Here is a 23,819-nt window from a genome sequence, read left to right as displayed (position 1 = left end):
CATGAGCGCCCGCGCAGCCGACGACGGAGCGGCGCTGATCGGGTGCGACTGGGGCACCAGCAACCTGCGGGTAATGCGTATCGCCCCCGGCGGCGCGGTCCTGGCCACCCGGTCCGATCCGCGTGGCGCGGGCGGTCTCGAGGCGGGCGCCTTCCCGGGCGTCCTGGCCGAGACGGCGGGCGAGTGGCTGGAGGACGGCCTGCCGGTCCTGGCCTGCGGCATGGCCGGCGCGCGCGCCAAATGGCGCGAGATGCCCTATCTGCCGACCCCGGCCACCGTCGGAGATCTGGCGCATGGTCTGGCCTCGCCGCCCGACCGGCCGGACGTGCGCATCGTGCCGGGCCTCAAGGCTTTGCGCGACGGACAGATGGTCGACGTCATGCGCGGCGAGGAGACCCAGGTCATGGGTCTGGACCTGGAGCCCGGCGATCACCGCATCGTCGCGCCCGGCACCCATTCCAAATGGATCGCGGCCCGCTGCGGTCAGCTGCTGTCCTACCGCACCTTCATGACCGGCGAACTGTTCGCGGCCATCCGCAAGGGCACCATCCTGGGGGCGGGCATGGGCGAACCGGGCGTCGACGCCGCGGCGTTCGTGACCGGCGTCCGGCGGGCCCTGACGGACCCGGCCCTGATGGCCACCCTGTTCTCGGTCCGGGTCGAGGCCCTGGCGGACCGGTTGAGCTCCGAGAGCGCGGCTGACTACCTGTCCGGCTTGCTGATCGGGACCGAGGTGTCCGCCGAGGCGCACGATCTCGCGGGTCCGGTGACCCTCGTCGGAACCGCGGTGCTGAACGACCGCTATGCCACCGCGCTCCGGATCGCCGGCTTTTCCGACGTCCGGATCGCCGACGGACCGGCCGCCACCGCCAGAGGGCTGTGGCGCATTCATGAGGCCAGCCAATGATCCAGACGCTCGACGCCCTGCCGCTGATCGCCATCCTGCGCGGTCTGGAACCCGAGGAGGCGGTGGCCGTGGGCGAGGCGATCGTCGCCGCCGGCTTCGTCTGCCTTGAGGTGCCGCTGAACTCGCCGCGGCCGCTGGAAAGCGTCCGCCGGCTGAGGGATGCGCTCGACGGTCGCGCCCTGGTCGGGGCAGGCACCGTCCTGACCGTCGAGGCGGCGCAACAGGTCGCCGACGCGGGTGGCCAGATCGTCATCTCGCCCAACACCAATGCGGCGGTGATCGCCGAGGCCAAGCGCCTGGGCCTGCTGTCCTTGCCCGGCTTCTTCACGCCGTCCGAGGCCTTCACCGCGCTGGACGCCGGCGCCGATGCGCTGAAGCTCTTCCCGGCGGAAATCGCCGGACCGCAGGGTTTGAAGGCCGTCCGCGCCGTGCTGCCGAAAGAGGCCCGCGTCTATGTGGTGGGCGGCGCCGACCCGGCCAGCGTCGGGACCTGGCGCTTGGCCGGGGCCTCGGGGTTCGGGGTGGGCTCGGCCATCTTCAAGCCGGGTCTGTCGCCGGCGGAGGTCGGATCGCGGGCTCGCGCCTTCGTCGAGGCCTGGGTGTCGGCCGGCCGCGCATCGACCTAGGTCGAGGTCGGACGCGGTTCGCCGGCGACTCCCGGGCGCCAGGATCGCCTGGCGGCGCCCAGCCGCCCCACGCTCATGGCGCGTCGAAGGCGAACCGTTCGACGAGGGCCCAGGGCCCGCCGAGATAGCGCCACAGCAGCAGGCCTTCGGCGAAGATGGGGAAGGGCTCGAACGCCATCTGCAGCTGCTCGAGCAGTTCGCGGGCCTCCTCCGGCTCGGCCTTGTTCTGGACGGTGATGTGGGGTCGATAGGGGGCCTGGTCCTGTCGCGTCAGCCAGGGCGAGAAGGCGTCCGCCAACTCCTGGCGCAGGTGATCCAGCTCGGGCGAGGCGAGCCGATAGGCGACGCCGCGCCCGAGGGACCAGGGTCCCCGCACGTCCAGACGGAGGGGTCGGTGCCGTCTACACGCCGTCCTCAGCGTCTGCGCCACGGCGTCCTCATGCTCGCCCGGAAGCGCGTGGAACAGCGTCACATGGGCGGGGACCTTGTTGCGGTGGCGCGGAAAGTGCGACTGGCGCAGGTCCTCGAACCAGGCGAAGGCCCCGTCATCCAGGGCGGCCGTGACGATCAGGGGCGGGGGGACGGTCATCGCTCAGGATCCCGGCCGGGCCAGGCCGTGGCGCCAGGCCTCAGCCGCCGCGCGGTGCAGGGTGGCGTGGCGGCGCGCCAGGCGGTCGATGTCGCTGTCATAGCCGCCGCCGATCACGCCGACGACGGGGGCCACGGGCAGGCAGGTCTTCAGCACATAGGCGTCGCGCGCCGCCAGGCCGTCGTCGCTCAGGGCCAGCCGGCCGAGACGGTCGCTCGCATGCGGATCGACGCCCGCGATGTAGAAGATCAGGTCCGGCCGGACGCGATCGAGCAGGGCCGGAAGCGTCGCTCGCAGTTGTGCCAGATAGGCTTCGTCGCCGGTCCCGTCCGGCAGATCGATGTCCAGATCGCTCGGTCCGCGTCGCACGGGAAAGTTCTTCTCGCCGTGCATCGAGAAGGTGAAGACGCGCGGCTCATGCTCGAAGATGAAGGCCGTGCCGTCGCCCTGGTGGACGTCCAGATCGACCACGAGCGCCTGCTGGATCTCGCCTGCGTCGATCATCGCGCGGGCGACCACGCCGATGTCGTTGAAGACGCAGAAGCCCGCGCCGCCCCCTGGTCCCGCATGATGGCTGCCGCCGGCCGTGTTGCAGGCCAAGCCATGGCGGAGCGCCAGGCGCGCGGCCATCAGGGTGCCGCCGACGGCCACCTGCACGCGATCCGAGACGTCGCGGGTCACCGCCATGCCGATGACCCGCTCGACGCCCGGCGGAACGGAGGCGTCCAGCACCTGTTGCACATAGTCGGGGTCATGCACGGCGGCGAGCATCGCGAAGGGGGCGGGGTCGGGCGTGTACAGCCCCTCCGGCCCGATCAGGCCTTCGTCCTCGAGCACCTGGGCCAGTCGCGCATACTTCAGCATGGGAAAGCGATGACCCGGCGGAAGCGAGGCGCTGTAGGCCGGGTGGTAGACGACCGGGGGAAGAGGGCGCGTGGGCATCTGCATGAGGGAATACACGGACGGCTGCGAGGCGATAGACGCCGCAGTGCTAACGCGAAGCGTCTGTTTTCCGGCCTTGCCCCGATGTCGCATGGACCGCGCCGGAGGCGGCAGTTTTTGAGGCGCCGTTCACCGGCGGGCATGCGCCCAATGGGTAACGTCGGTCTCAATATTTCGCTGATGGTGCAACCCAGCAGGTGACCCGCGCCCATACGCCCGCTAAAGGGGCAAATGCACGGAAAATGGGGGTGAGCGGTTGCAAAAGGTACTGGTAACCGGCGGAGCCGGCTACGTGGGGTCTCACGCCTGCCTTGCGCTGTCCGAGGCGGGGTTCGAACCCGTCGTGTATGACAATCTCACCAACGGGCACGCGGCGTTCGTCCAGTGGGGCCCGCTCGAGCAGGGCGACATCCGCGACGGGGCCCGGCTGGACGAGGTCATTGCGAAATACGCGCCCGTGGCCGTCCTCCACTTCGCCGCACTGATCGAGGTCGGCGAGTCCGTGAAGGAGCCGGGGCGCTTCTACGACAACAACGTCGGCGGCGCGATTTCCCTGATCGAGGCCGCGCGCCGCGGCGGGATCGAGGCCATGGTGTTCTCGTCGACCTGCGCGACCTATGGTGACCCCGTCGTCATGCCGATGGATGAGACCCATCCCCAGGCCCCGCTGAACCCCTATGGCCGATCCAAGCTGATGATCGAACAGGCCCTGGCGGACTATTCCAAATACGCCGACTTCCGTTCCGTCAGCCTGCGCTATTTCAACGCCGCGGGCGCGGACGAACAAGGCCGGATCGGCGAGCGCCATCACCCGGAGACCCACGCCATTCCGCTGGCGGTCCAGACGGCCCTGGGACAGCGCCAGGGCTTCAAGCTTTTCGGCAACGACTACGACACGCGGGATGGGACGGCGGTCCGCGACTACATCCACGTGCTCGACCTCGCCGATGCCCATGTGCGCGCCCTGAAATATCTGCTGGATGGCGGCGAGACCGCCGTGTTCAATCTGGGGACCGGGACCGGCACGACCGTGAACGAGCTGATCGACACCATTCGACGCGTGACCAACTACCCCTTCCCGGTGGAGGTCGTCGGGCGACGCGAGGGCGACGCGCCGCTTCTGGTGGCGAACAACAGCCGGGCCCGCGAGGTCCTGGGCTGGACGCCGCGCCGAAACCTGACCGATATCGTGAACACCGCGTGGCGCTGGCATGCCAGCGAACTGGAACGGGCCCAGGCCACGGCCTAGCCGTTCACGACGCCGGATCTGGAGGGACTATGGCGCTTTACCCTGTGATCATGTGCGGCGGGGGTGGAACGCGCCTGTGGCCGGCGTCGCGCCCGTCCCGGCCCAAGCAGTTCATGCCGATGCTGGGCAACCGCTCCCTGTTCCAGGACACGATCTCGCGGGTCGCCCCCCTCGCCGGCGACGGCGGTGCGCTGATCGTCGTCGCGGGCGTCGCCCACCGGCAATGGGTGCTGGAACAGCTCGACGAAGTCGATGTCCAGGCCGTCGTCCTGCTCGAGCCGGAAGCGCGGGACTCCGCCGCTGCCATGGCGGCGGCGGCGATCTGGACGCAGGCGGCCGACCGTCATGGGGTGAATGTCTTCGTCGCCTCGGACCATAGTATCCCGGACGCGGAAGCTTTTCGCGAGGCCGCGCGCGAGGCGGCGGCCAGCGCGGCTTCGGACGGCCGCATCGTGACGCTCGGCGTTCGACCGACGGCGCCGTCGGCGGCCTATGGCTACATCAAGGCCGCGGGCCACGGCCTGTCCGACGTCGAAGCCTTCGTGGAAAAGCCGGACGCCGCGCTGGCCGCCCACTACATCGCTTCGGGCTATCTCTGGAACAGCGGCAATTTCGTCGTATCGGCCAGGGTCCTTCTGGACGAGCTCAAATCCCATGCGCCGGCCGTGGAAGACGCGGCCCGGGCGGCCGTCACGGCCGGCGGACTGGCCGGCGTCCATGTGCTCGGCGCGGCCTTCAACCGATCGCCAAAGGTCTCGATCGACTATGCCGTGATGGAAAAGACCCACGCGGCTTCGGTTCTGGCGGTCGATTTCGCCTGGTCGGATCTCGGCGCCTGGGACGCGATCGCCGAAAGCGGCGAGGGGAACTCGGGTCTCCAGCTGTTCGAGGACTCGGAAGGCTGTCTGACCCGTGCACCCGACGGCGTCATCATCGCCGCCATCGGCGTCCGGAACCTCGCCATCATCGCCGAGCAGGACGCCGTTCTGGTCTGCGATCTGAGCCGCGCCCAGGATGTGAAGAAGGTGGTCGAGCGGCTCAAGCTGACGTCGCCGCGCCATCTGGACTTCGCGGCCGCCGAAGTCGAAGCCCTGGCCGCCGGAGCGGCGCGGTTCGCTGACTGGCTTCGCACGCGCGCCCTGCCCACCTGGTCCACGCTCGGACAATCGGAAGCCGGGGTGTTCCAGGAAAGCCTCAGCCTCGACGGCCGCAGTGCGCCGAGTTCCAGGCGGGCCCGCGTGCAGGCGCGCCAGATCTATGTCTTCTCCGAAGCGGGACGGCTCGGTTGGGCCGGCCCCTGGAGGCGGGCCGTGTCGACCGGGCTGGAGCGGCTGCACGTCGACTATCTGCGAAGCGATGGACTGTGCCGCACCCTGTTGTCAGCGGACGGCGAACCGCTGGACGAGACGGCCATGGTCTATGATCAGGCCTTCGTCTTGTTCGCCCTGGCCGCCGCCCGGCAGGCCGGCGTGCCGGGGGGGGCCTGGGGTGACCTGGACCAGGCCGCCGCGCGTCTCAGGGACGTGCTGCTGGCTCAGGCGCTTCCCAATGGGGCGCTGGTCGAGAGCGGGACCGATCCGTATCAATCGAACTGTCACATGCACCTGCTCGAGGCCAGCATGGCCTGGGAGGCCCTCACCGGCGATCCGGAGTGGGCCCAGATGGCGGATCGCCTGGTCGCACTGGCGTTCTCCCGCTTCATCGATCCGGCGGGTGGCTTCCTGCGTGAGTTCTTCGACGCCGACTGGGCCCCGGCCGAGGGCGAGGCCGGACGGCTGGTCGAGCCCGGTCACCAGTTCGAATGGGCCTGGTTGCTGGCGCGGCACGGCCGCGCCCGGGGCTCCAGCGCGGCGGTCGCCGCCGCCAAGAGCCTGTTCGCGTTCGGCCTTGGAGGGCTCGACGAGCGCCGCGGCGTGGCCCTGGACGCTCTGAATGACGACGGCTCCATCCGCAGCCGTCGCGCACGTCTGTGGCCACAGACGGAATGGCTGAAGGCCTCCCTGATCCTCGCGGAACTGTCGGAGGACGTCGAACGGGCGCAATATCTCAGGCAGGCTGCCGCCGCGCAGCGCGCTCTGTGGCTGTACCTCACCCCGGCCGGGCTATGGCATGACAAGAGCCTGCCGGATCGCAGCTTCATGGACGAACCCGCACCCGCCACGTCCTTCTACCATATCATGGCGGCCTTCGGTCAGCTGGTGTCCAGCTGGGAGCTCGCCGGTGGCGCAGGCCGCCTGGGTCTGGACTAGGCTTGATCGCGGCGAAGGCGTGCGGGCCGTCGCCGGGTCCAACGCTCTGCGTATGACCTGACCGGACAGGTGAGTGGCCTCGCGACCTTCGCGATCCTAAACCCCGACGCCATATGGAAAGGGCCGCGTCCCTTGCGAGACGCGGCCCTGACAGGTGCGTGGGCGCGAAGCTTTTAGGTGATGTCTTCGTTCAGCAGGCCGACCTTGTAGAAGCCGTTGTCCTGAAGCTCGTTCATCACTTCCATGAACTGGTTGTAGCTGACCTCGGCGTCGGCGCGGACGAACACGCGCTCCTGCTTGCAGCCGGGGTTGCCGCCGCCGAGGGCGGAGCAGACGTCTGGAATCAGGGTCTCAATCGTCGTCTGCTGCGAGGCGATGAAGATCGAGCCGGATTCCTGGATGGTGATGTAGACCGGCTCCTTGGGCTCGGCACCGGTGGGCGGGGTCGCCGGGGGCAGGTCAAGCTTGATGGAGACGGTGGCCAGCGGCGCGGCCACCATGAAGATGATCAGCAGCACCAGCATGATGTCGACGAACGGCGTGACGTTGATGTCCGCGTTCTGCTGGATGGTCTTGCCACCCTGCGATCCTCCGAGCTTGGCACCCATGTGATGTCTTCTCCATGCAGGCTCGGCGGCGGGGCGCGAGCATCGCGAATGTTCGAACGGTTTCTGGCGGCTGGCGCCCGGCTTGTAAAGCGGTCTCGGGCGCGATCCGGTTCCAGGGCTCCGGTTTTCGCGCCCGAGGGGAAGATCAGCCTTTGGCCAGCTTCAAAAACCGCTCGATCAGGGCCGGATCGGTCTTGAACGCCCCGGTGAAGCGGGTGGTGATGGTCGAGACGTGGCGGTGGTGAACGCCGCGCGTCGTCATGCACTGGTGCTCGGCGTCGATCAGGACGGCGACCCCGGCCGGCGACAGGTGGTCCTCCAGCGACCCGGCGATCTCCTGGGTCAGGGTCTCCTGGGTCTGCAGGCGTTTGGAGAAGATCTCCACCACGCGCGCGATCTTGGAGATGCCGACGACCTTCTCGGTCGGGATGTAGGCAACATAGGCCTTGCCCAGGAACGGGGCCATGTGGTGCTCGCAATGGCTCTCGACCTCGATGTCGCGCAGCAGCACCATGTCGTCATAGCCCTGCACGTCCTCGAACGTGCGGCTCAGCTCCTTGGCCGGATCGGCGGTATAGCCCTCGAACCACTCGCCATAGGCGTCGACGACGCGCTTGGGCGTGTCCAGCAGGCCCTCGCGATCGGGATTGTCGCCGGACCAGGCGATCAGGGTGCGGACGGCGGCCAGGGCCTCCTCGCGGGTCGGGCGGGACAGATGATCGTTGCCGACGAGCGTCGGCCTGGAGGCGTTGGCGTCCATGAGGTGTTTTCTTAGCGACCAGTAGCGCCGGGACGGGGGCCCCGGATTGACGCGCGTCGCTCTCCCTGTTCGATGCCACGGCTGTTCGCGGCGTCAACTCGGCTATATGGGACGCGCGCACCGTCCCGCAAGAAAACGAACTGCTACGCTTCAAAATGACGCTTTTCCTTCACGACACCCTGCAGCGCCAGAAGCGGGCCTTCGTGCCGCGCGACCCGGAGCGGGTGACCCTCTATGTCTGCGGCCCGACGGTCTATGACTATGCCCACATCGGCAATGCCCGGCCGCCGGTCGTGTTCGACGTGCTGGTCCGGCTGCTGCGCCGCGAATACGGGGCCGACAGCGTCGTCTATGCCCGCAACGTCACCGACGTGGACGACAAGATCAATGCGAAGGCGCATCGGGAAGGCGTGCCGATCGGCCAAGTCACGGAGCGCTACGAAGCCGCCTATCTGGCCGACATGACGGCGCTGAACGTCACCGCCCCCGACCTCGCCCCTCACGTCACCGACCACATGGCCGCCATCGTCGAACAGATCGGCCAAATCCTGGACCAGGGTTGCGCCTATGCCGCCGAGGGCCATGTGCTGTTCGACGTCTCAAGCTATCCGGCCTACGGGGCGCTGTCCGGCCGCAACCTGGACGACATGATTGCCGGGGCTCGGGTCGAGGTCGCGCCCTACAAGAAGAACCCGCACGATTTCGTCCTGTGGAAGCCCTCCAAGCCCGACGAACCCTCCTGGCCGTCGCCGTGGGGGCAGGGGCGGCCCGGCTGGCATATCGAATGCTCGGCCATGATCGAACAGACCCTGGGACTGCCGATCGACATTCACGGCGGCGGGATCGACCTGGTGTTTCCGCACCACGAGAATGAGATCGCCCAAGGGGTCTGCGCCCACGGCCATGCCCATGACGACGCCGCGCACGACGCCTACAGTCGCTACTGGATGCACAATGGCTTCCTGACGGTGGACGCCGAGAAGATGTCCAAGTCGGTCGGAAACGTCCTGCTGCTGCACGACCTGGTGCAGACCATGCCGGGCGAGGTCGTCCGCTGGGCCCTGCTCAGCGCCCACTACCGCCAGCCGCTGGACTGGAACCAGAGCCTGCTGGACCAGTCGCGCAAGAATCTGGATCGTCTGTACGGGGCCCTGCGCCGGGCCGAGACCGTCGCGGCGCTCGGCGACATGCCCTCGCCGGAGTTCCTGACGGCCATCTCCGACGACCTGAACACCCCGGGGGCCATGGCCACCCTGTTCGCCCTCTCCAGCGAGATCGAGCGCGCCATGACTGCCGGCGACCACCACGCCGTCGGCATCGCCAAGGCCGAGCTGCTGGCCTCGGGCCAGATCCTGGGCGTGCTGCTGTCCAGCCCCGATCAGTGGTTCGAGGGCGGAGCCGACGACGCGCTTAAGGCCGAGGTCGAGACCCTGCTGGCCGAACGCGTCACCGCCCGCGCGGAGAAGAACTGGCCCGAGGCGGACCGCATCCGCGACCGGCTGACGGCGCTGAACGTGGTCGTGATGGATGGCCCGACGGGCGCGACCTGGCGGCTGAAGGAGTAGGGCTCGGTCTTTTCCCTCCCCCCGCGGGGGAGGGGGGTCGGAGCGTAGCGGAGACCGGGTGGGGGCGGCCAGGCAAGGTCCTTCAGTTCGTCGCCACGTCGCCGGCCGTTCCCACCCCGTCGCTTCGCGACGACCCTCCCCCGAGGGGGAGGGAGAGGTCTCGCGCGGCCCTACATCCCCCGCATCAGCTCGTCGGCCAGGGCCGCCGTCAGATAGCCGTCCGCCACGCGTCCGTTGGCGACCTGCCACTGCTTCAAGGCCCGGCGGGTGCCCGAGCCGACCACGCCGTCGATCGTGCCGGGGTCGAATCCCATCCGCGCGAGGGCCGTCTGGGCCCCCAGCCGCTGCGCGCGCGAGATCGGGCCGTCGTCGGGCCAGGTGGCGACCACCCCCGGCTTGCCGGCGATACCGTCGGCGGTCAGCCCGATCGCCAGGGCATAGCTGACCGAGTTGTTGTAGCGGCGGATCACATAGTGGTTGGGCAGGGCCAGGAAGGCCGGGCCCCGCGCGCCCTGAGGCAGCAGGACGATGCCCGCCTCGGCCGCCTCGGCCGCGTTCGGGGCCCCGCCCTGGGCCAGGGTCACGCCTTGCCGCGCCCACTCGCTCCAGGGCCGGCCTTCGGCCTCGGCCAGGGCATAGTCGAAGCCGGCCGGCAGCACGATCTCATAGCCCCAGCCCTGACCCCGCTTCCATCCGGCCTGGGCCAGCAGGTTGGCGGCCGAGGCCAGGGCGTCGGCGTCCGAGCCCCAGATGTCGACCTTTCCGTCCTCGTTCTGGTCGATGCCGAGGCGCAGATAGTTGTCGGGCATGAACTGGGTTTGGCCCATGGCTCCGGCCCAGCTCCCCTTGAGCCCGGACCGGTCGCGTCGGCCGTCGATGACGATGTCCAGCGCGTGTTTCAGCTGGTCCTCGGCCCAGTCGCGGCGGCGGCCGTCATAGGCCAGGGTCGCCAGCGAGCGAATCACGTCGTTGTCGCCCTGGACCTGGCCGAAGCTGGATTCATTGCCCCAGATCGAGACCAGGATCTCGGCCGGCACGCCGAATCGCTGGGTCACGGCCCAGGGCACGGCGTCGATCCGGCGGCGGGCCTCAGCGATTCGGGCGGCGGAGGCGGCGTTGGCGATATAGGCCCCCGCCGGGCGGCTGAACTCGGGCTGGTTGCGGTCCAGGCGGACGACGTCCGGATCGGGCGTGAATCCCTCCAGCTGCTGCGCATACTGGGCGCGTCGGCCGCCGCCGTGCCGGGTCAGAAAGCCGTCCTTCCAGCTCGCCACGCTGGCGTAGCTTTCGGCCGGCGAAGGTGTCGGGCTGGCGGTCGGGGCGGCGGAGGGCAGGGGCTGCGGTCTGGCGGGTGCCACAGGGGTCACCGGTGGGGCGGCCGGAAGCATCGGCGCGCAGGCCGAGACGCAGGCGATCAGGACGAGGCGATAGTCTAGGCGCATGGCTCTGTAACGTCTCCGCAGCCTGTGGGGCCCAACCATGATCCCGACAAATAGCGCACCAGTAAGGCGAACCGTCGAGCCGTCTGAAGGAAGGACCCGTCAACCGTGTCCGTCGGGACACTTTCCACGGCCCGCCACCCTTCACGCCGGGACGAGTCAGAGTAGGCTGACGGCATGCTGACCGCCGCCGAAGCCATCGCCCTGTTGAACCTTCAGCCCCATCCCGAGGGCGGCTATTACCGTGAGACCTTCCGCGACCCGCGCGAGGTCGATGGGCGTTCGGTCGGCACGGCGATCTATTTCCTTCTGACCCGGGACGAGGCCTCGCGCTGGCATCACGTCGACTCCGCCGAGCTCTGGCATTTCTACGACGGCGCGCCGATGGAGTTGCGGATCGCCGACACCACCGAGCGGCGGCTGACCCTGGGCGACGACCTGCAGGCGGGGCAGAGGCCCCAGGCCGTGGTCCCGGCCGGGGCCTGGCAGATGGCGCGCAGTCTGGGCGACTGGAGTCTGGTCGGCTGCACGGTCGCCCCGGGCTTCGACTTCGCCTTCTTCAACATCGCCCCGGACGGCTGGTCGCCCCCGCCAGCTTGACGTCGGCTGTATCGCAACGCTTCAGACGGCGCTAACAGGCGGCGCGTGATCCCGCCTCTGCCCGCACCCCCGTTCTCGCCGCGCCGTTTCGAGGCCCTGGACTCCCTGCGTGGCCTCTGCGCCGTGCTGGTGGTGATGTTCCATATGCCGATCGCCAGCCACTGGCGCGACTGGGGCCTGGTCCAGCACGGCTATCTGTTCGTCGACTATTTCTTCGTCCTGTCGGGTTTCGTCATCGCCCATGCCTATGCCGGGCGACTGGCGACCCCGCGCGACGGCGGCCGGTTCATGGTGCGTCGTCTGGGCCGGGTCTGGCCCCTGCATGCTCTGATGCTCGCGCTCTTCGTCGGGCTGGAGCTGGCCCGGCTGTGGTTCAATGTCGACTCCGCGCCGCCGTTCACGCGCGATCGCTCGGTCGAGGCCATCGTCACCAATCTGCTGCTGGTCCAGGCCTGGCACGTGCACCCCTACCTGACCTGGAACGGGCCCGCCTGGACGCTCAGCGCCGAGGTCGCCTGCTATGCCGTCTTCGCCGGCCTGGTTTTGGTCGCGCCCCGGCGGTTTCGCGGGATCGGGGCCGTGCTGGCGGTGATCGGCGCGATCCTGGTGCTCGCCTATGCCCGGCGCTGGATGAACACGACCTACGACCTCGCCGTGCCCCGCGCCGTTTATGGTTTTTTCCTCGGCTGTCTGCTCCAGGGCGTCTGGACCCGGATCCCCAGACTGAAGGGCCACGCCGCCACGGCGCTGGAAGTCGCCGCCGTCCTGGCGATCTGCGGCTTCATCGGCTGGGTCACCGGGCCGGTGACTGTTCTGGTGTCGCTTCTCTTCCTCGGCGTCGTCTGGGTCTTCGCCGGCGAGGACGGCGCCCTGTCCCGGTGGCTCGACCATCCGGCCCTGGTCACGCTCGGCCGCTGGTCCTTCGCCATCTACATGGTCCACATGTTCGTCCTGACCGTGCTGATGATCGCGGCCCACAAGGTCGGATGGGTGCCCGGCGGTCGTCGCATCGACTTCGGCTCGGTCTGGATCAACGACCTCTTCGCCCTCGGCCTGTTCGGCCTTATCCTGGTCCTGGCCGTGGCCGCCCACCGTCTGGTCGAGACCCCGGCCCAGCGCGTGATCGACCACTGGACGGCCCGGCCGCGCGTCGGAAGCTGAACGGAGAGGTTGAGCCATGGTGGAAACGAAGACCAAGCCGACCGCCGGGTCGGTCGAGGATTTCATCACGGCGGTGGAGCAACCCGGACGGCGCGAGGACGCCAGGGCGCTGCTGGCTCTGCTGACCGAGACGACCGGCCATCCCCCGAAGATGTGGGGCCCGTCCATCATCGGCTTCGGCACCTATCACTACCGCTACGCCAGCGGCCATGAGGGGGATGCGCCCCTGGTGGGCTTCTCGCCACGCAAGGCCAATCTGGTCCTCTACCTTGCGGCCGATGATCAGGCCCGGGCCGACCTCCTCAGCCGGCTGGGCAAGCACAAAAGCGGTCAGGCCTGCGTCTATGTGAACCGACTGTCCGATATCGACCTCGACGTGCTGGCCGAGATGGCCCGCACCAGCGTCGAGACGCTGCAGGCTCGCTATCCCGCCTGATCAGGCCGCCATGCGGTAGTCGACCTCGGCCGCGAACGAGGGCCGCGCCTCGTCCCACAGGGCGTCCTCGTCCGAATAGCGGGCGGAGGCGCCGGCATCGATGACGTCTACCACCTGCTCCTCGAGCCGGTCCCAGATCACCGCCAGGTCAACACACCCCTCGGCCTCGCAGGGCACGATCAGATAGCGGCTGGCATTGATCCGGGCGGTCGGGGTCGAGGCGGCGAGGGCGGAAGGCGAGGAAGCGAAAGCGCGGGCCATGGTCAGTCTCCGATGTCTCGGCGGTTGCCGTTGAGCCTGTGATAAGGCACTGATGCGTCATTATCGGACGTATCAGATCTCGGGGCGCGTATGCGGCACGACAAGGCGGCCACCGTCATTGAACTGGCCCGTCGCATGGCGGCCTCGGCCGAGGGTCTGACCCTGGACGAGATGGTGCGTGACCTGGACGTCGGCCGGCGCACGGCCGAACGCATCCGTGACGCGGTCATCGCCCTGTTCCCCGCCACGGAGGAGGTCTCCGACTATCCGCACAAGCGCTGGCGCATTCGGGGCGGCCTGTCCGCCTTCGAACAGGCCCCGACCACCGTCGAGCTGATCGAGCTGACCCGCGCGGCCCAGGGTCTGCGGGCGGCGGGCGAAGCGGGACGGGCGGCGGCGCTGGAGGAGCTGGAGCGCAAGCTGAAGTCGGCGATGCGTTCGACGACCCTGAACCGTCTGGCCCCGGATCTGGAGGCCCTGGTCCGGGCCGAGACCATCGCCATCCAGGCCGGGCCCCGACCGGGGGCGGACGAAGGCGTCCTGGCCACCATCCGCAACGCGGTCCTGGCGCAGTCGCCGCTGGGCTTCACCTATTCCCGACCGGGGGCCGAGGCGCGCCGGCGCTCGGTGGCCCCTTGCGGCGTGATGTTCGGCCGCGCCAACTATCTGGTCGCCGCCGATCGGGACAGCGGCCGGATCCAGACCTTCCGGCTGGACCGGATGAGCGCGGTGGAGGCCCAGGACGGCTCCGCCCCGCCCCCCGCCGACTTCGACCTGTCGGTCTTCGCCAGCCAGTCGTTCGGCATCTATCAGGACGAGATCGAGGACGTGACCCTGCGCGTCTCGTCCCAGGGCGCGGCCGAGGCCAAGGGCTGGCGCTGGCACCCGACCCAGACGCTGGAGGACCAGGCCGACGGCGGCGTCCTCGTCCGCTTCCGCGCCTCGGGCATGCGCGAGCTGGCCTGGCACCTGTTCACCTGGGGCGAACAGGTCACCATCCTGGGCCCGCCGCGCCTGAAGGCGGTGATGGCCGGCGAGCTTGCGGCGGCGCAACGGGCTTTGAAACCAGGGTGATGGTCCCCGTTCATGAGCGATCCTTAAGATGATGGGCCGCCTCCGGATTGCTATCGGGCCGCGGACAGACCGGAGACACCGATGCGCACCTTGATGATGGCCCTGGCCGTGGCGACCACGACGGGCGGCTGCGCCCTGGCTGCCGCGACGCCTGCCGTTCAGGCCGTGTCGGTCGACGCCCCGGTCGCCGTGACCGTCGAGCGGGACGGCGACCGCTGGACCGCTGATTTCGTCCTGAACCGCGACGCCCCCGTCTGGTTCTTCCAGCGCTCGGCCCTGCTGCGGGTCGGCCGCACGCCCTGGCGACCCGCGACCTGGACGGTCGAGACCCCCGGCGTGATCCTGGACCGGCAGGGCCGGTACGATGTCCTTCGCACCGTCGACGGCGGTCCAGTTCCCCGCGAGGTGCGCGTCCGCCTGAGGCCCAGCGCGGGGGATCTCGAGGCCGACTACGACCCGGCCCTGATCTTCTCCGACGGGGCGGTGGCGCTTTACTCCGGGCAGTTCGACGTCTCGCCTCTGGCGTCGGTGGACCAGGTCCGGGCCCTGCCGCTGGACCTCAACGGGATCGACCTGCCGGGCGGCCCGGCCGAGGTGACCTGGCGCGACCGTGCCGGCCCGGTCCTGTTCAAGGGCGAGCGGCTGGCCGAGGTCACGGCCCTCGACGCCGACACCTATGTCCTGTTCGGCGACGCCCGCACGCGCGAAGGGCAGGGGGTCACCACCGTCATCGACCCCGGCCTGCCGACGTGGCTCGGCGACCAGCTGGGTGGATTCACGCCCCTGGTGATGGACTTCTACGCGTCGCGTCTCGGACCCCAGGCGGGGCCGAAGCCGACCCTGATGGTCAGCTGGACCGGCCCGACCGAAAGCCTGTCTAGCATGGGCGGCAGCGTCCTGCCGGGCCTGATCTCGATGAATTTCGAGGGCGAGGGGGTGCTCAATCCCGAACCCGCCGCCCTGGCCCGGGCGCGCTGGTTCATCGGTCACGAGAGCGCCCATTTCTGGCTCGGCTCCAGCGGGCTGAAATACCAGTACGCCCGCGACGCCTGGATCACCGAGGGCGGGGCCGACCTGATGGCGGTGCGCGCCATATCGGCCATCGATCCGTCCTACGACGCTCTGGGCGAGTTGCAGCGCGAGGTCGACGACTGCGTGTCCTTCGCGACGGGCCAGCCGATCGCCAGCGCCGGCGAGCGGGGCGACAACCGCGCCTACTATGCGTGCGGGGCGGTCTGGGCCCTGGCGCTGGAGGGGGCGCGGCGGGAGCGCTCGGGCGGCGACATCTTCGACGTCATCGCCGATCTGCAGCGTCGCAATGCCGACGACGGCGTCCTGACCCGCGAGGAATGGCTGGAGGCCTTGACCCGCGAATCCCGCGACCGGTCGCTGCGCATCGGCATCGAGCGGATGCTCGACGTCGGGTCGGACGCCCCGGCCAGCGAGATCGCCCGGCTGTTCGACCGCACCGGCGTAGCCTTCCGCATGTTCGAGGGCCGGGTGGTGCTGGAGCCGGAACGGCCGGGTCTGCGGGGCTGAGCGCGCTGATCGCCGCTGAATAGCGCCGCCCAAGGCGCATCAGCGGCGGACCGGGGGCATAAGACGGGTACGCAGCCCTTAGCGATGCTCACGCATGTGGAAGACGCGAGCGACGACAAGATGCTCTGCCTCGACCCGGTAGCGTACGACGTAGCCGCTGTTTCCGAAGGGGATCATAAGCTCCGGCAAGCCGTCCGCGCAGAGATGACCACTGAGGGGGTGGTCGGCGAGGGTGGATATGCCGGCGACGATGGCATCCACCGCTCGCATCGCGGCAGACGGGCTGTGCTCGGCGGCGAGGAAGGCAGCGAGCCTGACGCGATCGCGCTAGGCTGCCAACGACGTCAGGATCAGCAAACCCATCTCTTAGCTAAACGTGCCTCAACGTCAGCGCGGAACTCTGTCGCCCACTCTTCGAACGGGAAAGAGATGCCGGTCCGGTCGTACTCTTCCAGGGCCGCGAGAGACGCCGCGTGCTGAAAGGCGCGGGCTTCGGCTGTGCGGTCGTCTACCCATCCATCGACGCGGGCGTCCGCGTCGAACACGGCCGCATCCTCGTGCATCCCATGAGCCACGAGGGCGTCCGTAACCCTCATCGTCGCCCAGGCTTCCGCGGAAAGGCCGGCCAGCGCAGCGGCTGCCTCCACGCGGGTCAGAAGCGCGTCATCAAGCGTGAGGGTCAGCGGCTTGGTCATGGCGTCAGCCTACCACAGTCGATCGATGACGGAAATCGCCTCACCCCGCCCCGAACGGATAGGGGCTGACCGACTTGGACCAGTCGTCGACGGCCAGAACGCGGTCCACCGGCGGGGCGGCGCGCTCGGCGCAGGGGTGGCGGTGGCACAGGCGGCAGGCGGGGCCGATCGGCGTGACCTCCGGGGCGGTCAGGTCGAGGCCCCGGGCCTGGACCAGCCGGTGCGCGTCCTTTAGCTCGCAGCCCAGGCCGATGGCCAGGTCATAGCGCTCGCCATGGCCGTCGTGGCCCTGACGGTCCACCGTCCGGGCCAGGGTGAACCAGCGCCGGCCGTCCGGCGTCTCGATGATCTGGGTCACCAGGCGCCCGGGCGTGCGAAACGCCGAATGCAGCCGCCAGCGCGGACAGGCCCCGCCGAAGCGCGCGAACGGAAAGGCTCCGGCGGCATAGCGTTTCGACACATTGCCTGCCTGATCGACCCGTATCAGGAAGAAGGGCACGCCCCGCGCCGTCGGTCGCGACAGGGTCGTCAGCCGGTGCGCCACCTGCTCGAACGAGACCGCGAACCGGGTCTGCAGTCGGGCGATGTCATAGCCGGTGGCCTCGGCCATCCGCTGGAAGGCGGCGTAGGGCATCAGGATGGCGGCGGCGAGCGTATTGGTCAGCGACACCTTCAGCAGGGCCCGCGTCGTCACATCCGGCGGCCGGGCGGCGTCGGTCAGGGCGTTCAGCTCGCCGTCGTGCTCGGCCAAGGCCAGCTGATAGGCGATGGCAAAGGCGCGCGACGAGTGGTCCAGTGTCTCCGACAACAGCAGGCGGCGGCGGTGCGGATCGAACCGGCGGGTCCATTCCACCATGACCTCGGCCGGCATGACCTTGACCGCCAGATTGTGCCGGGCGGCCAGTCGCTGGCGGGCCAGGGCCTCGCATCCCTCGCCGGTCATGGTCGGATCAAGGGCCGCGTGCAGGGTCTCGCCCAGGCCGTCCAGCTCGGGAAAATAGTTGGAGCGGGCCTGCACATGGTCCCGCACCCAGTCGGCGGGGGAGGGGCCGTCGGCCGCCTGCCCCCCGTCGATCAGGGCGGCACGGGATTTGTCCCTTTGCGTGGCGAAGGCACGGTACAGCCTCAAAATCGCCTCCGCCGCCCCCGGGGCGTCGTCCACCAGTTGCAGCAGCTCGTGACGCGGCACGTCCAGCCCCTTGAACAGGGGATCGGCCAGGACCTCGGCCAGGTCGGCCTCGCCCGCCGCGCTGGCTTGGCCCAAAGACCTCAGATCGACATCGTAGGCCTCGGCCAGCCGCAGCAACAGCTGGGCCGAGACGGGTCGCTGGTTGCGCTCGATATGGTTGAGATAGCTGGGCGAGACCCCCAGGTCGCCGGCCATGGCCGTCTGGGTCAGGCCGCGATCCCGCCGCAGCCGCTTGACCCGCGCGCCCAGGAACAGTTTGCGATCGGCTGTGACGTCCATCGGCACAGCTTGTCACAGCGTGACCGTGAAGTCGAGGTCACATCGTGACATGATGACATCGCAGGAGGGCTGGAACCTGTATCAAAAATGACAGGTCCGTGTTTGATGGTCCGGTCGCTGCGACGTTCGCCGCGACCACGACCCGGAGCCCGCGCCATGACCACCTTCGCCGATCTCGTCCCCTCGCCCGCCGGCCGTTTCGACGGCATCGAGCGCCCCTATACGCCCGAGGATGTGCTGAAGCTGCGCGGCTCGGTGCCGATCACCCACACCCTGGCCGAGCGCGGGGCCAACCGCCTGTGGGAGCTGCTGCACAGCGAGCCCTATATCAACGCCCTGGGCGCGGTGACCGGCAACCAGGCCATGCAGATGGTCCGCGCCGGTCTGAAGGCCATCTATCTGTCGGGCTGGCAGGTCGCCGCCGACGCCAACACCGCCGGCGCCATGTATCCGGACCAGTCGCTTTACCCGGCAAACGCCGCGCCGGAACTGTGCCGCCGCATCAATCGCACCCTGCAGCGCGCCGACCAGATCGAGCATGCCGAGGGCGGGGCCAAGCGCGACTGGTTCGTGCCGATCGTCGCCGACGCCGAGGCCGGCTTCGGCGGTCCGCTGAACAGTTTCGAGATCATGAAGGCCTTCATCGAGGCCGGGGCCGCCGGCGTCCATTTCGAGGACCAGCTGGCGTCCGAGAAGAAATGCGGCCACCTGGGCGGCAAGGTCCTGATCCCGACTCAGGCGCATGAGCGCAACCTGATCGCCGCCCGCCTGGCCGCCGACGTCATGGGCGCGCCGACCATCACGGTGGCGCGCACCGACGCCGAGTCGGCCCAGCTGATCACGTCCGATATCGACGAGCGGGACCAGCCCTTCATCGATCGCGAGAACCGCACCCAGGAGGGCTTCTTCCGTCTGAAGGAAGGCACGGGCCTCGACCACTGCATCGCGCGCGGCCTGTCCTACGCCAACATCGCCGACCTGCTGTGGTGGGAGACCTCGCACCCGGACCTGGACGACGCCAAGAAGTTCGCGGAAGCGGTCCAGAAGCAGCACCCCGGCAAGCTGATGGCCTACAACTGCTCGCCCTCCTTCAACTGGAAGGCCAAGCTGGACGACGCCACCATCGCCAAGTTCCAGCGCGAGCTGGGGGCCATGGGTTACAAGTTCCAGTTCGTGACCCTGGCCGGCTTCCACGCCCTGAACAACTCGATGTTCGAGCTGGCCGACGGCTACCGCGACCGCGGCATGGCGGCCTATTCCGAGCTGCAACAGCGCGAGTTCGCCAACGAGGCCATCGGCTACACCGCCACGCGCCACCAGCGCGAGGTCGGCACCGGCTATTTCGACCAGGTCGCCACCGTCATTTCCAGCGGGCAGTCCTCGACGACCGCCATGAAGGAATCCACCGAAACCGCCCAGTTCGTGGCGGCGGAATAAGGAGAGACACCATGGACCCCATCAGCCGTCCCCAGGCCATCATCGACTTCTGCCTGGCCCCCCTCGACCTGGACCCCGGCTCGGAGTCGGAACGCGAGGTGCGCCGCCGCCTGGAGCACGTCATCAAGACCTTCCAGGCCAAGGCCGCCACGCCCGTCGCGGTCGACTTCTCGCGCATGCCGTCGCAGGTCATCAACGAAGCGGCCCACGGCTACGAATAGGCGGTTCAGGCGGCGAGGGCGCGTCTCTCGCCGCCGAGCGCGCTGACCAGGCTCAGCAGTTCGGCTGCGTCGAAGGGCTTGGACAGATGCCGGTCGGCTCCGGCCGCCTGGCCGGCCGCGATATGCTCGGGCAGGGCATTGGCGGTCAGCATGACGATCGGTGTGCGTGAAGCCGTCGTCGCTACCTCGTGCCGCCGGATTTCGCGCACGGCGGTCAGGCCGTCCATCACCGGCATCTGCATGTCCATCAGGATCAGGTCGAAGGGCTGGGCCATGGCCATGGCCAGGGCTTCGGCACCGTCCGCGACCGAGACCAGGTCGACCGGCGCGGACCCCAGGATCAGCTCCACGACCTTGCGGTTGGTCGGATGGTCGTCGGCCAGCAGCACCCGGATCCTCGGCCCTATCGTGTCAGACACCTCGGCGCTCGACGGCTTCGGCGCCGAAGGGGCGTCGGCCGGGACCATCGGCAGGGTCAGGATGAAGGCCGATCCGCCCCCGGCCTCGCTTTCGCAGTCGAGATCGCCCCCCATCATGCCGGCCAGCTGCCGACAGATGGCCAGGCCCAGGCCGGTGCCCCCGAACCGGCGGGTGATGGTGCCGTCGGCCTGTTCGAACCGGTTGAACAGCCGATCCTTGGCCTCGGAGTCGAAGCCGACCCCGGTGTCCTCGACGGTGAAGCGCAGGATGGCGGCCCCGGTGCGGTCGTGACCTAAGCCGGCAGTCAGGCTGACGAATCCCGTGCTGGTGAACTTGACCGCGTTCGATACCAGGTTGGTCAGCACCTGTTTCAGCCGCACCACGTCCCCCCGGACCCAGACGGCGGCCGCAGGCTCGATCTCGACGAAGAACTGCAGGCCCTTGTCCGCGGCCGGGGCGGCATAGAGGTGGGCCGCGTCGTTCACCGCGCGCGCCAGGTTGAAGGGCTCATCGGCGATCTCGAGCCGGCCCGACTCGACCCGGGCCAGGTCCAGAATGTCGCTCAACAGGGTCTGCAGTGTGTGTCCCGACGACTGGATCAGATCCAGCATCTCGCGCTGATCGTCGGCCAGCGCCGTCCGCGCCAGGGCCTGGGTCAGGCCGATGACACCGTTCAGCGGCGTGCGGATCTCATGGCTCATATTGGCCAGGAACTCGGACTTGGCGCGATTGGCCGCCTCGGCCGCGTCGCGGGCTTCCGCCAGAGCCTGGGCGTCGTGCTTCAGGTCGGTAATGTCGTTGACCACCGTCACCACCCCGCCCTGGGCCGTACGGCGGTCCTGGACGCGCAGCCAGCGCTGGCCGGCGATCTCCTGCTCCAACGTGTTCGAGAGGCGTCCGCGGGCGGCCAGCCGCTCTTCCAGCCAGGCCTGTTCCCGCCCGACGGCCTCGGGATAGAGGCCCTGGTCGATGCCCATCTGCAGCATCTCGCGGAACCGCACCCCGACCTTCAGCGCGCTGGCCAGTTCTGCGTTCACTTCCGAATACCGGGCATTCCAGATGACCAGGCGGTCATTGGCGTCGTAGAAGCCCAGCCCGTCCGGCATGGTGTCTATGGCCTCGCGCAGTTGCGACAGCGAGGTCCTGCGGCTCCACAAGCCCATGCCCGTGATGATGGCCGCGACGCCCACCACCAGGGTGACGCCGCCGACCACCCAGAGCATCAGTCCGCTCTCGCTGATCGTGGTCGTGGGGGCCGTCGCGCCGGTGTCCGCCACGACGCGCAGCGCCGCCATGGACCCGAAATGCAGGATGACGACGCTCAGCGTGGAGAACGCCGTATTCGCCAGGATGCGCCAACGCCGCAGGTGCTTCCGGCTCCACAGGGCGGGGCAGAGCGCCGCGGCGACGCTGAGCGAGACCGCGGCCGCGACGCCGACCGGATCCCAGGTCAGCACATGACCGTCGATGCGCACCGCCGCCATGCCGATGAAATGCATGGCCGTCATGCTGAAGGCTGTCACGGCGGCGGTCAGCAGGCGAGCCGCCCGTGACTTGTCCTTCAGGACCGCGCACGCGCCCAGGGTCATGGCGACGATCACGAGGGCGAGCGACGCCAGGGTCTCGCCGGCCTGATAGTGGACGGCCTGAGGAAACCGGTATCCCAGCATGGCCAGGAAGTGCGTGGCCCAGATGGACAGCCCGGCGACGACGCCGGCCAGGGCGGCCAAGGCACTGCGCCGCCGTCCGGACGAGCGATCGGCCATGCTGACCAGGTTGAAGGTCGTGGACGTACCGGTGACGCAAACGGTCAGGGCCAGCAGCATCAGCCGCCCGTCATGCAGTCCCGTCAGGCCGTTCACGATCCACTGCAAGGCCACTTCCCCGAAACGATGGAGGAGCCTTGGCAGGGAAAGGTAAAAAAACCGGTCGAATGTGACAAACTATAGCTTCGCGATACCCGTGTTCGTCATCATGCCGTGGTCGGATGATGCTAAGGCAGATTCGGCCAGCCGGCGTTGCGGACGGTCCAGATCAGGTTGCACCCGACCGAAATGCCGTTTGACGATTCGCCATCCCCCGTCGCCCCGCTGCCGTCCTCGCGCCTGTGGACCGCCGGGACCACCGGCGGCATCGCGGTCATCATCATGCTGGTGATCGCCGCCGCCCGGCCCGACATCTCCATCTGGCTGGTGGGCGGCGCGGCCGTCGTCGCCCTCGTGACCTGGCTCGGCAGTCGACAGGCCCCCACGATCGATCCGACGGCGAGCGCGCAAGCGCCGCAGGCGACCGGCGGTCTGGATGACGGGCGGCTGCTGGACAGTGTGTTCGAGGCGCTGGACGACCCCGTTCTCATCATCAGCGGCGGCGAGGCGGACGACATCGCCGGTCGCCGCATCGTGCTGGCCAACCGTGCGGCCCGCGAGGTCCTGCGGGTGCCGCGCGAGGGCATGCTGCTGGTTTCGGCGATGCGGGACCCCAATGTGCTCGAGGCGGTCGACGAGGCCCTGTTCGGCGGCGTCAGCCGCACGACCGACTATGCGGCGGGTGGCGCCCGTACCCGGCACTGGAAGGCCTGGGTCCGTCCCCTGCCGGCCCCCGAGGGGGCACCCCTGGCGCTTCTGGGACTGCGCGACGAGACCGACGTGCGCCGGATGGAGCTGATGCGCGTCGACTTCCTGGCCAACGCCAGCCACGAGCTGCGCACCCCCCTGGCCTCCCTGAGCGGCTTCATCGAGACGCTGAAGGGACACGCCCGCGACGATCCCGCGGCCCGGGACCGATTCCTGGACATCATGGCGGCCCAGGCCAATCGCATGAGCCGCCTCGTCGCCGACCTTCTGTCGCTGAGCCGGATCGAGCTGAACGAACACATCCCGCCGTCCGGCCGCATCGACCTGGGCCGGGCCGCGGCCGACGTCGTCGATGCGCTCAGCGTCCTCTCCCAGGACCGGGGGGTGTCGATCCATCTGGACGTGGCCAGCGAGGCCCGCATCACCGGGGACCGCGACGAGATCGTGCAGGTGATCCAGAACCTGACCGACAACGCGATCAAATACTCCACCCCGGGGGCGGCGGTGGAGATCGGCCTTGCCGTCGACCTGGACGCCGATGGCGCAACCCGCGCGCGGATGCCCGGAGCCACCCGCCTGTCATTGCTGACGCCCGATCGGGAGGTCGGCGTCCGCTATGCCGCCATCACGGTTCGGGATCACGGCCCGGGCATGGCGCGCGAGCATCTGCCGCGCCTGACCGAGCGGTTCTACCGCGTCGAGGGTCAGAAGAGCGGGGAACGGGCCGGCACAGGGCTCGGCCTCGCGATTGTGAAGCACATCGTCAACCGCCACCGCGGCGGGCTGATCGTCGAGAGCTCTCCGGGCGAAGGCGCTCTATTCACGGCCTATTTTCCGCTGGTCCAGGAGCGGTCGCGGCCCGAGGTTCGGGCGGCCTGACCGCATTTCGCGCCGGCTGGCTACGCCGTTGCAGAACTGTCATGCTTGCGTCGTAATCCGCTGACCATCCGAGGGCAGTTTCCGCCCCAATCCGCGCCGATCCTCGGTGCGGTCTGATTCT

General features: G+C 69.1%; 22 protein-coding genes and 1 pseudogene. 13 read left to right on the top strand and 10 right to left on the bottom strand.

Going from position 1 to position 23,819, the window contains the following annotated elements:
* The first annotated feature begins 1 nt into the window (after position 1).
* Positions 2–907, top strand: a complete 906-nt coding sequence (locus BZG35_RS12245; RefSeq protein ID WP_077355905.1) for a 2-dehydro-3-deoxygalactonokinase — start codon at positions 2–4, stop codon at positions 905–907.
* Positions 904–1,533, top strand: coding sequence for a 2-dehydro-3-deoxy-6-phosphogalactonate aldolase (locus tag BZG35_RS12240; protein WP_077355904.1), 630 nt, complete (start codon positions 904–906; stop codon positions 1,531–1,533). The genes BZG35_RS12245 and BZG35_RS12240 overlap by 4 nt, the downstream gene beginning before the upstream one ends.
* 73 nt (positions 1,534–1,606) lie before the next feature.
* On the opposite strand, the gene BZG35_RS12235 is transcribed toward BZG35_RS12240, so the two are convergent.
* The gene (locus tag BZG35_RS12235) at positions 1,607–2,122 is read right to left on the bottom strand and encodes a 2'-5' RNA ligase family protein (RefSeq protein WP_077355903.1); all 516 of its coding nucleotides are present in this window, start codon (positions 2,120–2,122) and stop codon (positions 1,607–1,609) included.
* Positions 2,123–2,125: 3 nt separating this feature from the next.
* Positions 2,126–3,064, bottom strand: a complete 939-nt coding sequence (locus BZG35_RS12230; RefSeq protein ID WP_150126141.1) for a histone deacetylase — start codon at positions 3,062–3,064, stop codon at positions 2,126–2,128.
* Between the two features lie 256 nt (positions 3,065–3,320).
* Between BZG35_RS12230 and galE the strand changes: the two genes are divergently transcribed.
* Together galE and BZG35_RS12220 are read left to right on the top strand one after the other, a co-directional pair.
* Positions 3,321–4,313, top strand: a complete 993-nt coding sequence (galE, locus tag BZG35_RS12225) for a UDP-glucose 4-epimerase GalE (RefSeq protein WP_077355901.1) — start codon at positions 3,321–3,323, stop codon at positions 4,311–4,313.
* A 29-nt stretch (positions 4,314–4,342) separates the two neighbouring features.
* Positions 4,343–6,562, top strand: coding sequence for an AGE family epimerase/isomerase (locus BZG35_RS12220; RefSeq protein ID WP_077355900.1), 2,220 nt, complete (start codon positions 4,343–4,345; stop codon positions 6,560–6,562).
* A gap of 173 nt (positions 6,563–6,735) precedes the next feature.
* Here BZG35_RS12220 and BZG35_RS12215 read toward each other — a convergent pair whose 3' ends face one another.
* Positions 6,736–7,170: a biopolymer transporter ExbD gene (locus BZG35_RS12215; protein WP_077355899.1), complete on the bottom strand. Its 435-nt coding sequence runs from the start codon at positions 7,168–7,170 to the stop codon at positions 6,736–6,738.
* A 145-nt stretch (positions 7,171–7,315) separates the two neighbouring features.
* Positions 7,316–7,930 (bottom strand): GTP cyclohydrolase I FolE, encoded by a 615-nt coding sequence (folE, locus tag BZG35_RS12210; protein WP_077355898.1) that lies wholly within the window; start codon positions 7,928–7,930, stop codon positions 7,316–7,318.
* 155 nt (positions 7,931–8,085) lie between these two features.
* On the opposite strand from folE, the gene cysS reads away from it, so the two are divergent.
* Entirely contained in the window at positions 8,086–9,495 is a 1,410-nt protein-coding gene (cysS, locus tag BZG35_RS12205; protein ID WP_077355897.1) for a cysteine--tRNA ligase, read from the top strand.
* Positions 9,496–9,665: 170 nt separating this feature from the next.
* On the opposite strand, the gene BZG35_RS12200 is transcribed toward cysS, so the two are convergent.
* Positions 9,666–10,937 carry a lytic murein transglycosylase gene (locus BZG35_RS12200; RefSeq protein WP_077355896.1) on the bottom strand — a complete coding sequence of 424 codons (1,272 nt, stop codon included), beginning with the start codon at positions 10,935–10,937 and terminating at the stop codon, positions 9,666–9,668.
* A 174-nt stretch (positions 10,938–11,111) separates the two neighbouring features.
* Here BZG35_RS12200 and BZG35_RS12195 point away from each other — a divergent pair, with 174 nt between their 5' ends.
* The 3 genes from BZG35_RS12195 to BZG35_RS12185 are packed head-to-tail and all read left to right on the top strand — an operon-like array spanning position 11,112 to position 13,131.
* The gene (locus BZG35_RS12195; protein ID WP_171981951.1) at positions 11,112–11,534 is read left to right on the top strand and encodes a cupin domain-containing protein; all 423 of its coding nucleotides are present in this window, start codon (positions 11,112–11,114) and stop codon (positions 11,532–11,534) included.
* Between the two features lie 45 nt (positions 11,535–11,579).
* Positions 11,580–12,695 (top strand): acyltransferase, encoded by a 1,116-nt coding sequence (locus BZG35_RS12190; protein WP_253189161.1) that lies wholly within the window; start codon positions 11,580–11,582, stop codon positions 12,693–12,695.
* Between the two features lie 16 nt (positions 12,696–12,711).
* Complete coding sequence (locus BZG35_RS12185; protein WP_077355895.1) at positions 12,712–13,131, top strand: DUF1801 domain-containing protein; 420 nt, start codon at positions 12,712–12,714, stop codon at positions 13,129–13,131.
* Here the strand turns inward: BZG35_RS12185 and BZG35_RS12180 are convergent, their stop codons facing one another.
* Positions 13,132–13,392 (bottom strand): hypothetical protein, encoded by a 261-nt coding sequence (locus BZG35_RS12180; protein WP_171981950.1) that lies wholly within the window; start codon positions 13,390–13,392, stop codon positions 13,132–13,134.
* A gap of 90 nt (positions 13,393–13,482) precedes the next feature.
* On the opposite strand from BZG35_RS12180, the gene BZG35_RS12175 reads away from it, so the two are divergent.
* Together BZG35_RS12175 and BZG35_RS12170 are read left to right on the top strand one after the other, a co-directional pair.
* Positions 13,483–14,466 carry a YafY family protein gene (locus BZG35_RS12175; RefSeq protein WP_077355894.1) on the top strand — a complete coding sequence of 328 codons (984 nt, stop codon included), beginning with the start codon at positions 13,483–13,485 and terminating at the stop codon, positions 14,464–14,466.
* A gap of 81 nt (positions 14,467–14,547) precedes the next feature.
* Positions 14,548–16,005, top strand: coding sequence for a hypothetical protein (locus tag BZG35_RS12170; RefSeq protein ID WP_077355893.1), 1,458 nt, complete (start codon positions 14,548–14,550; stop codon positions 16,003–16,005).
* Between the two features lie 78 nt (positions 16,006–16,083).
* Here the strand turns inward: BZG35_RS12170 and BZG35_RS18440 are convergent.
* The 3 genes and pseudogenes from BZG35_RS18440 to BZG35_RS12155 all read right to left on the bottom strand — a co-directional run.
* A pseudogene (locus tag BZG35_RS18440) lies at positions 16,084–16,317 on the bottom strand (type II toxin-antitoxin system RelE/ParE family toxin); the annotation flags it as partial.
* A 38-nt stretch (positions 16,318–16,355) separates the two neighbouring features.
* Positions 16,356–16,700, bottom strand: a complete 345-nt coding sequence (locus BZG35_RS17975) for a hypothetical protein (RefSeq protein WP_077355891.1) — start codon at positions 16,698–16,700, stop codon at positions 16,356–16,358.
* Between the two features lie 40 nt (positions 16,701–16,740).
* The gene (locus BZG35_RS12155; protein WP_077355890.1) at positions 16,741–18,168 is read right to left on the bottom strand and encodes a short-chain fatty acyl-CoA regulator family protein; all 1,428 of its coding nucleotides are present in this window, start codon (positions 18,166–18,168) and stop codon (positions 16,741–16,743) included.
* Between the two features lie 156 nt (positions 18,169–18,324).
* Here BZG35_RS12155 and aceA point away from each other — a divergent pair, with 156 nt between their 5' ends.
* Both aceA and BZG35_RS12145 read left to right on the top strand, forming a co-directional pair.
* Complete coding sequence (gene aceA, locus BZG35_RS12150) at positions 18,325–19,605, top strand: isocitrate lyase (protein WP_077355889.1); 1,281 nt, start codon at positions 18,325–18,327, stop codon at positions 19,603–19,605.
* Between the two features lie 11 nt (positions 19,606–19,616).
* Positions 19,617–19,826 (top strand): hypothetical protein, encoded by a 210-nt coding sequence (locus tag BZG35_RS12145; RefSeq protein ID WP_077355888.1) that lies wholly within the window; start codon positions 19,617–19,619, stop codon positions 19,824–19,826.
* A gap of 5 nt (positions 19,827–19,831) precedes the next feature.
* Here BZG35_RS12145 and BZG35_RS12140 read toward each other — a convergent pair whose 3' ends face one another.
* A complete protein-coding gene (locus BZG35_RS12140; protein ID WP_253189160.1) occupies positions 19,832–22,126 on the bottom strand; it encodes an ATP-binding protein in 2,295 nt (764 codons plus the stop codon).
* Between the two features lie 174 nt (positions 22,127–22,300).
* Here BZG35_RS12140 and BZG35_RS12135 point away from each other — a divergent pair, with 174 nt between their 5' ends.
* Positions 22,301–23,698 carry a cell wall metabolism sensor histidine kinase WalK gene (locus tag BZG35_RS12135; protein ID WP_077355886.1) on the top strand — a complete coding sequence of 466 codons (1,398 nt, stop codon included), beginning with the start codon at positions 22,301–22,303 and terminating at the stop codon, positions 23,696–23,698.
* The last annotated feature ends 121 nt before the right edge of the window (positions 23,699–23,819 follow it).

It is taken from the genome of Brevundimonas sp. LM2, assembly GCF_002002865.1.
Classification (GTDB): Bacteria; Pseudomonadota; Alphaproteobacteria; order Caulobacterales; family Caulobacteraceae; genus Brevundimonas.
The sequence above is the reverse complement of the archived record's forward strand: the minus strand, read 5'-3'. Positions and strand labels throughout refer to the sequence as shown.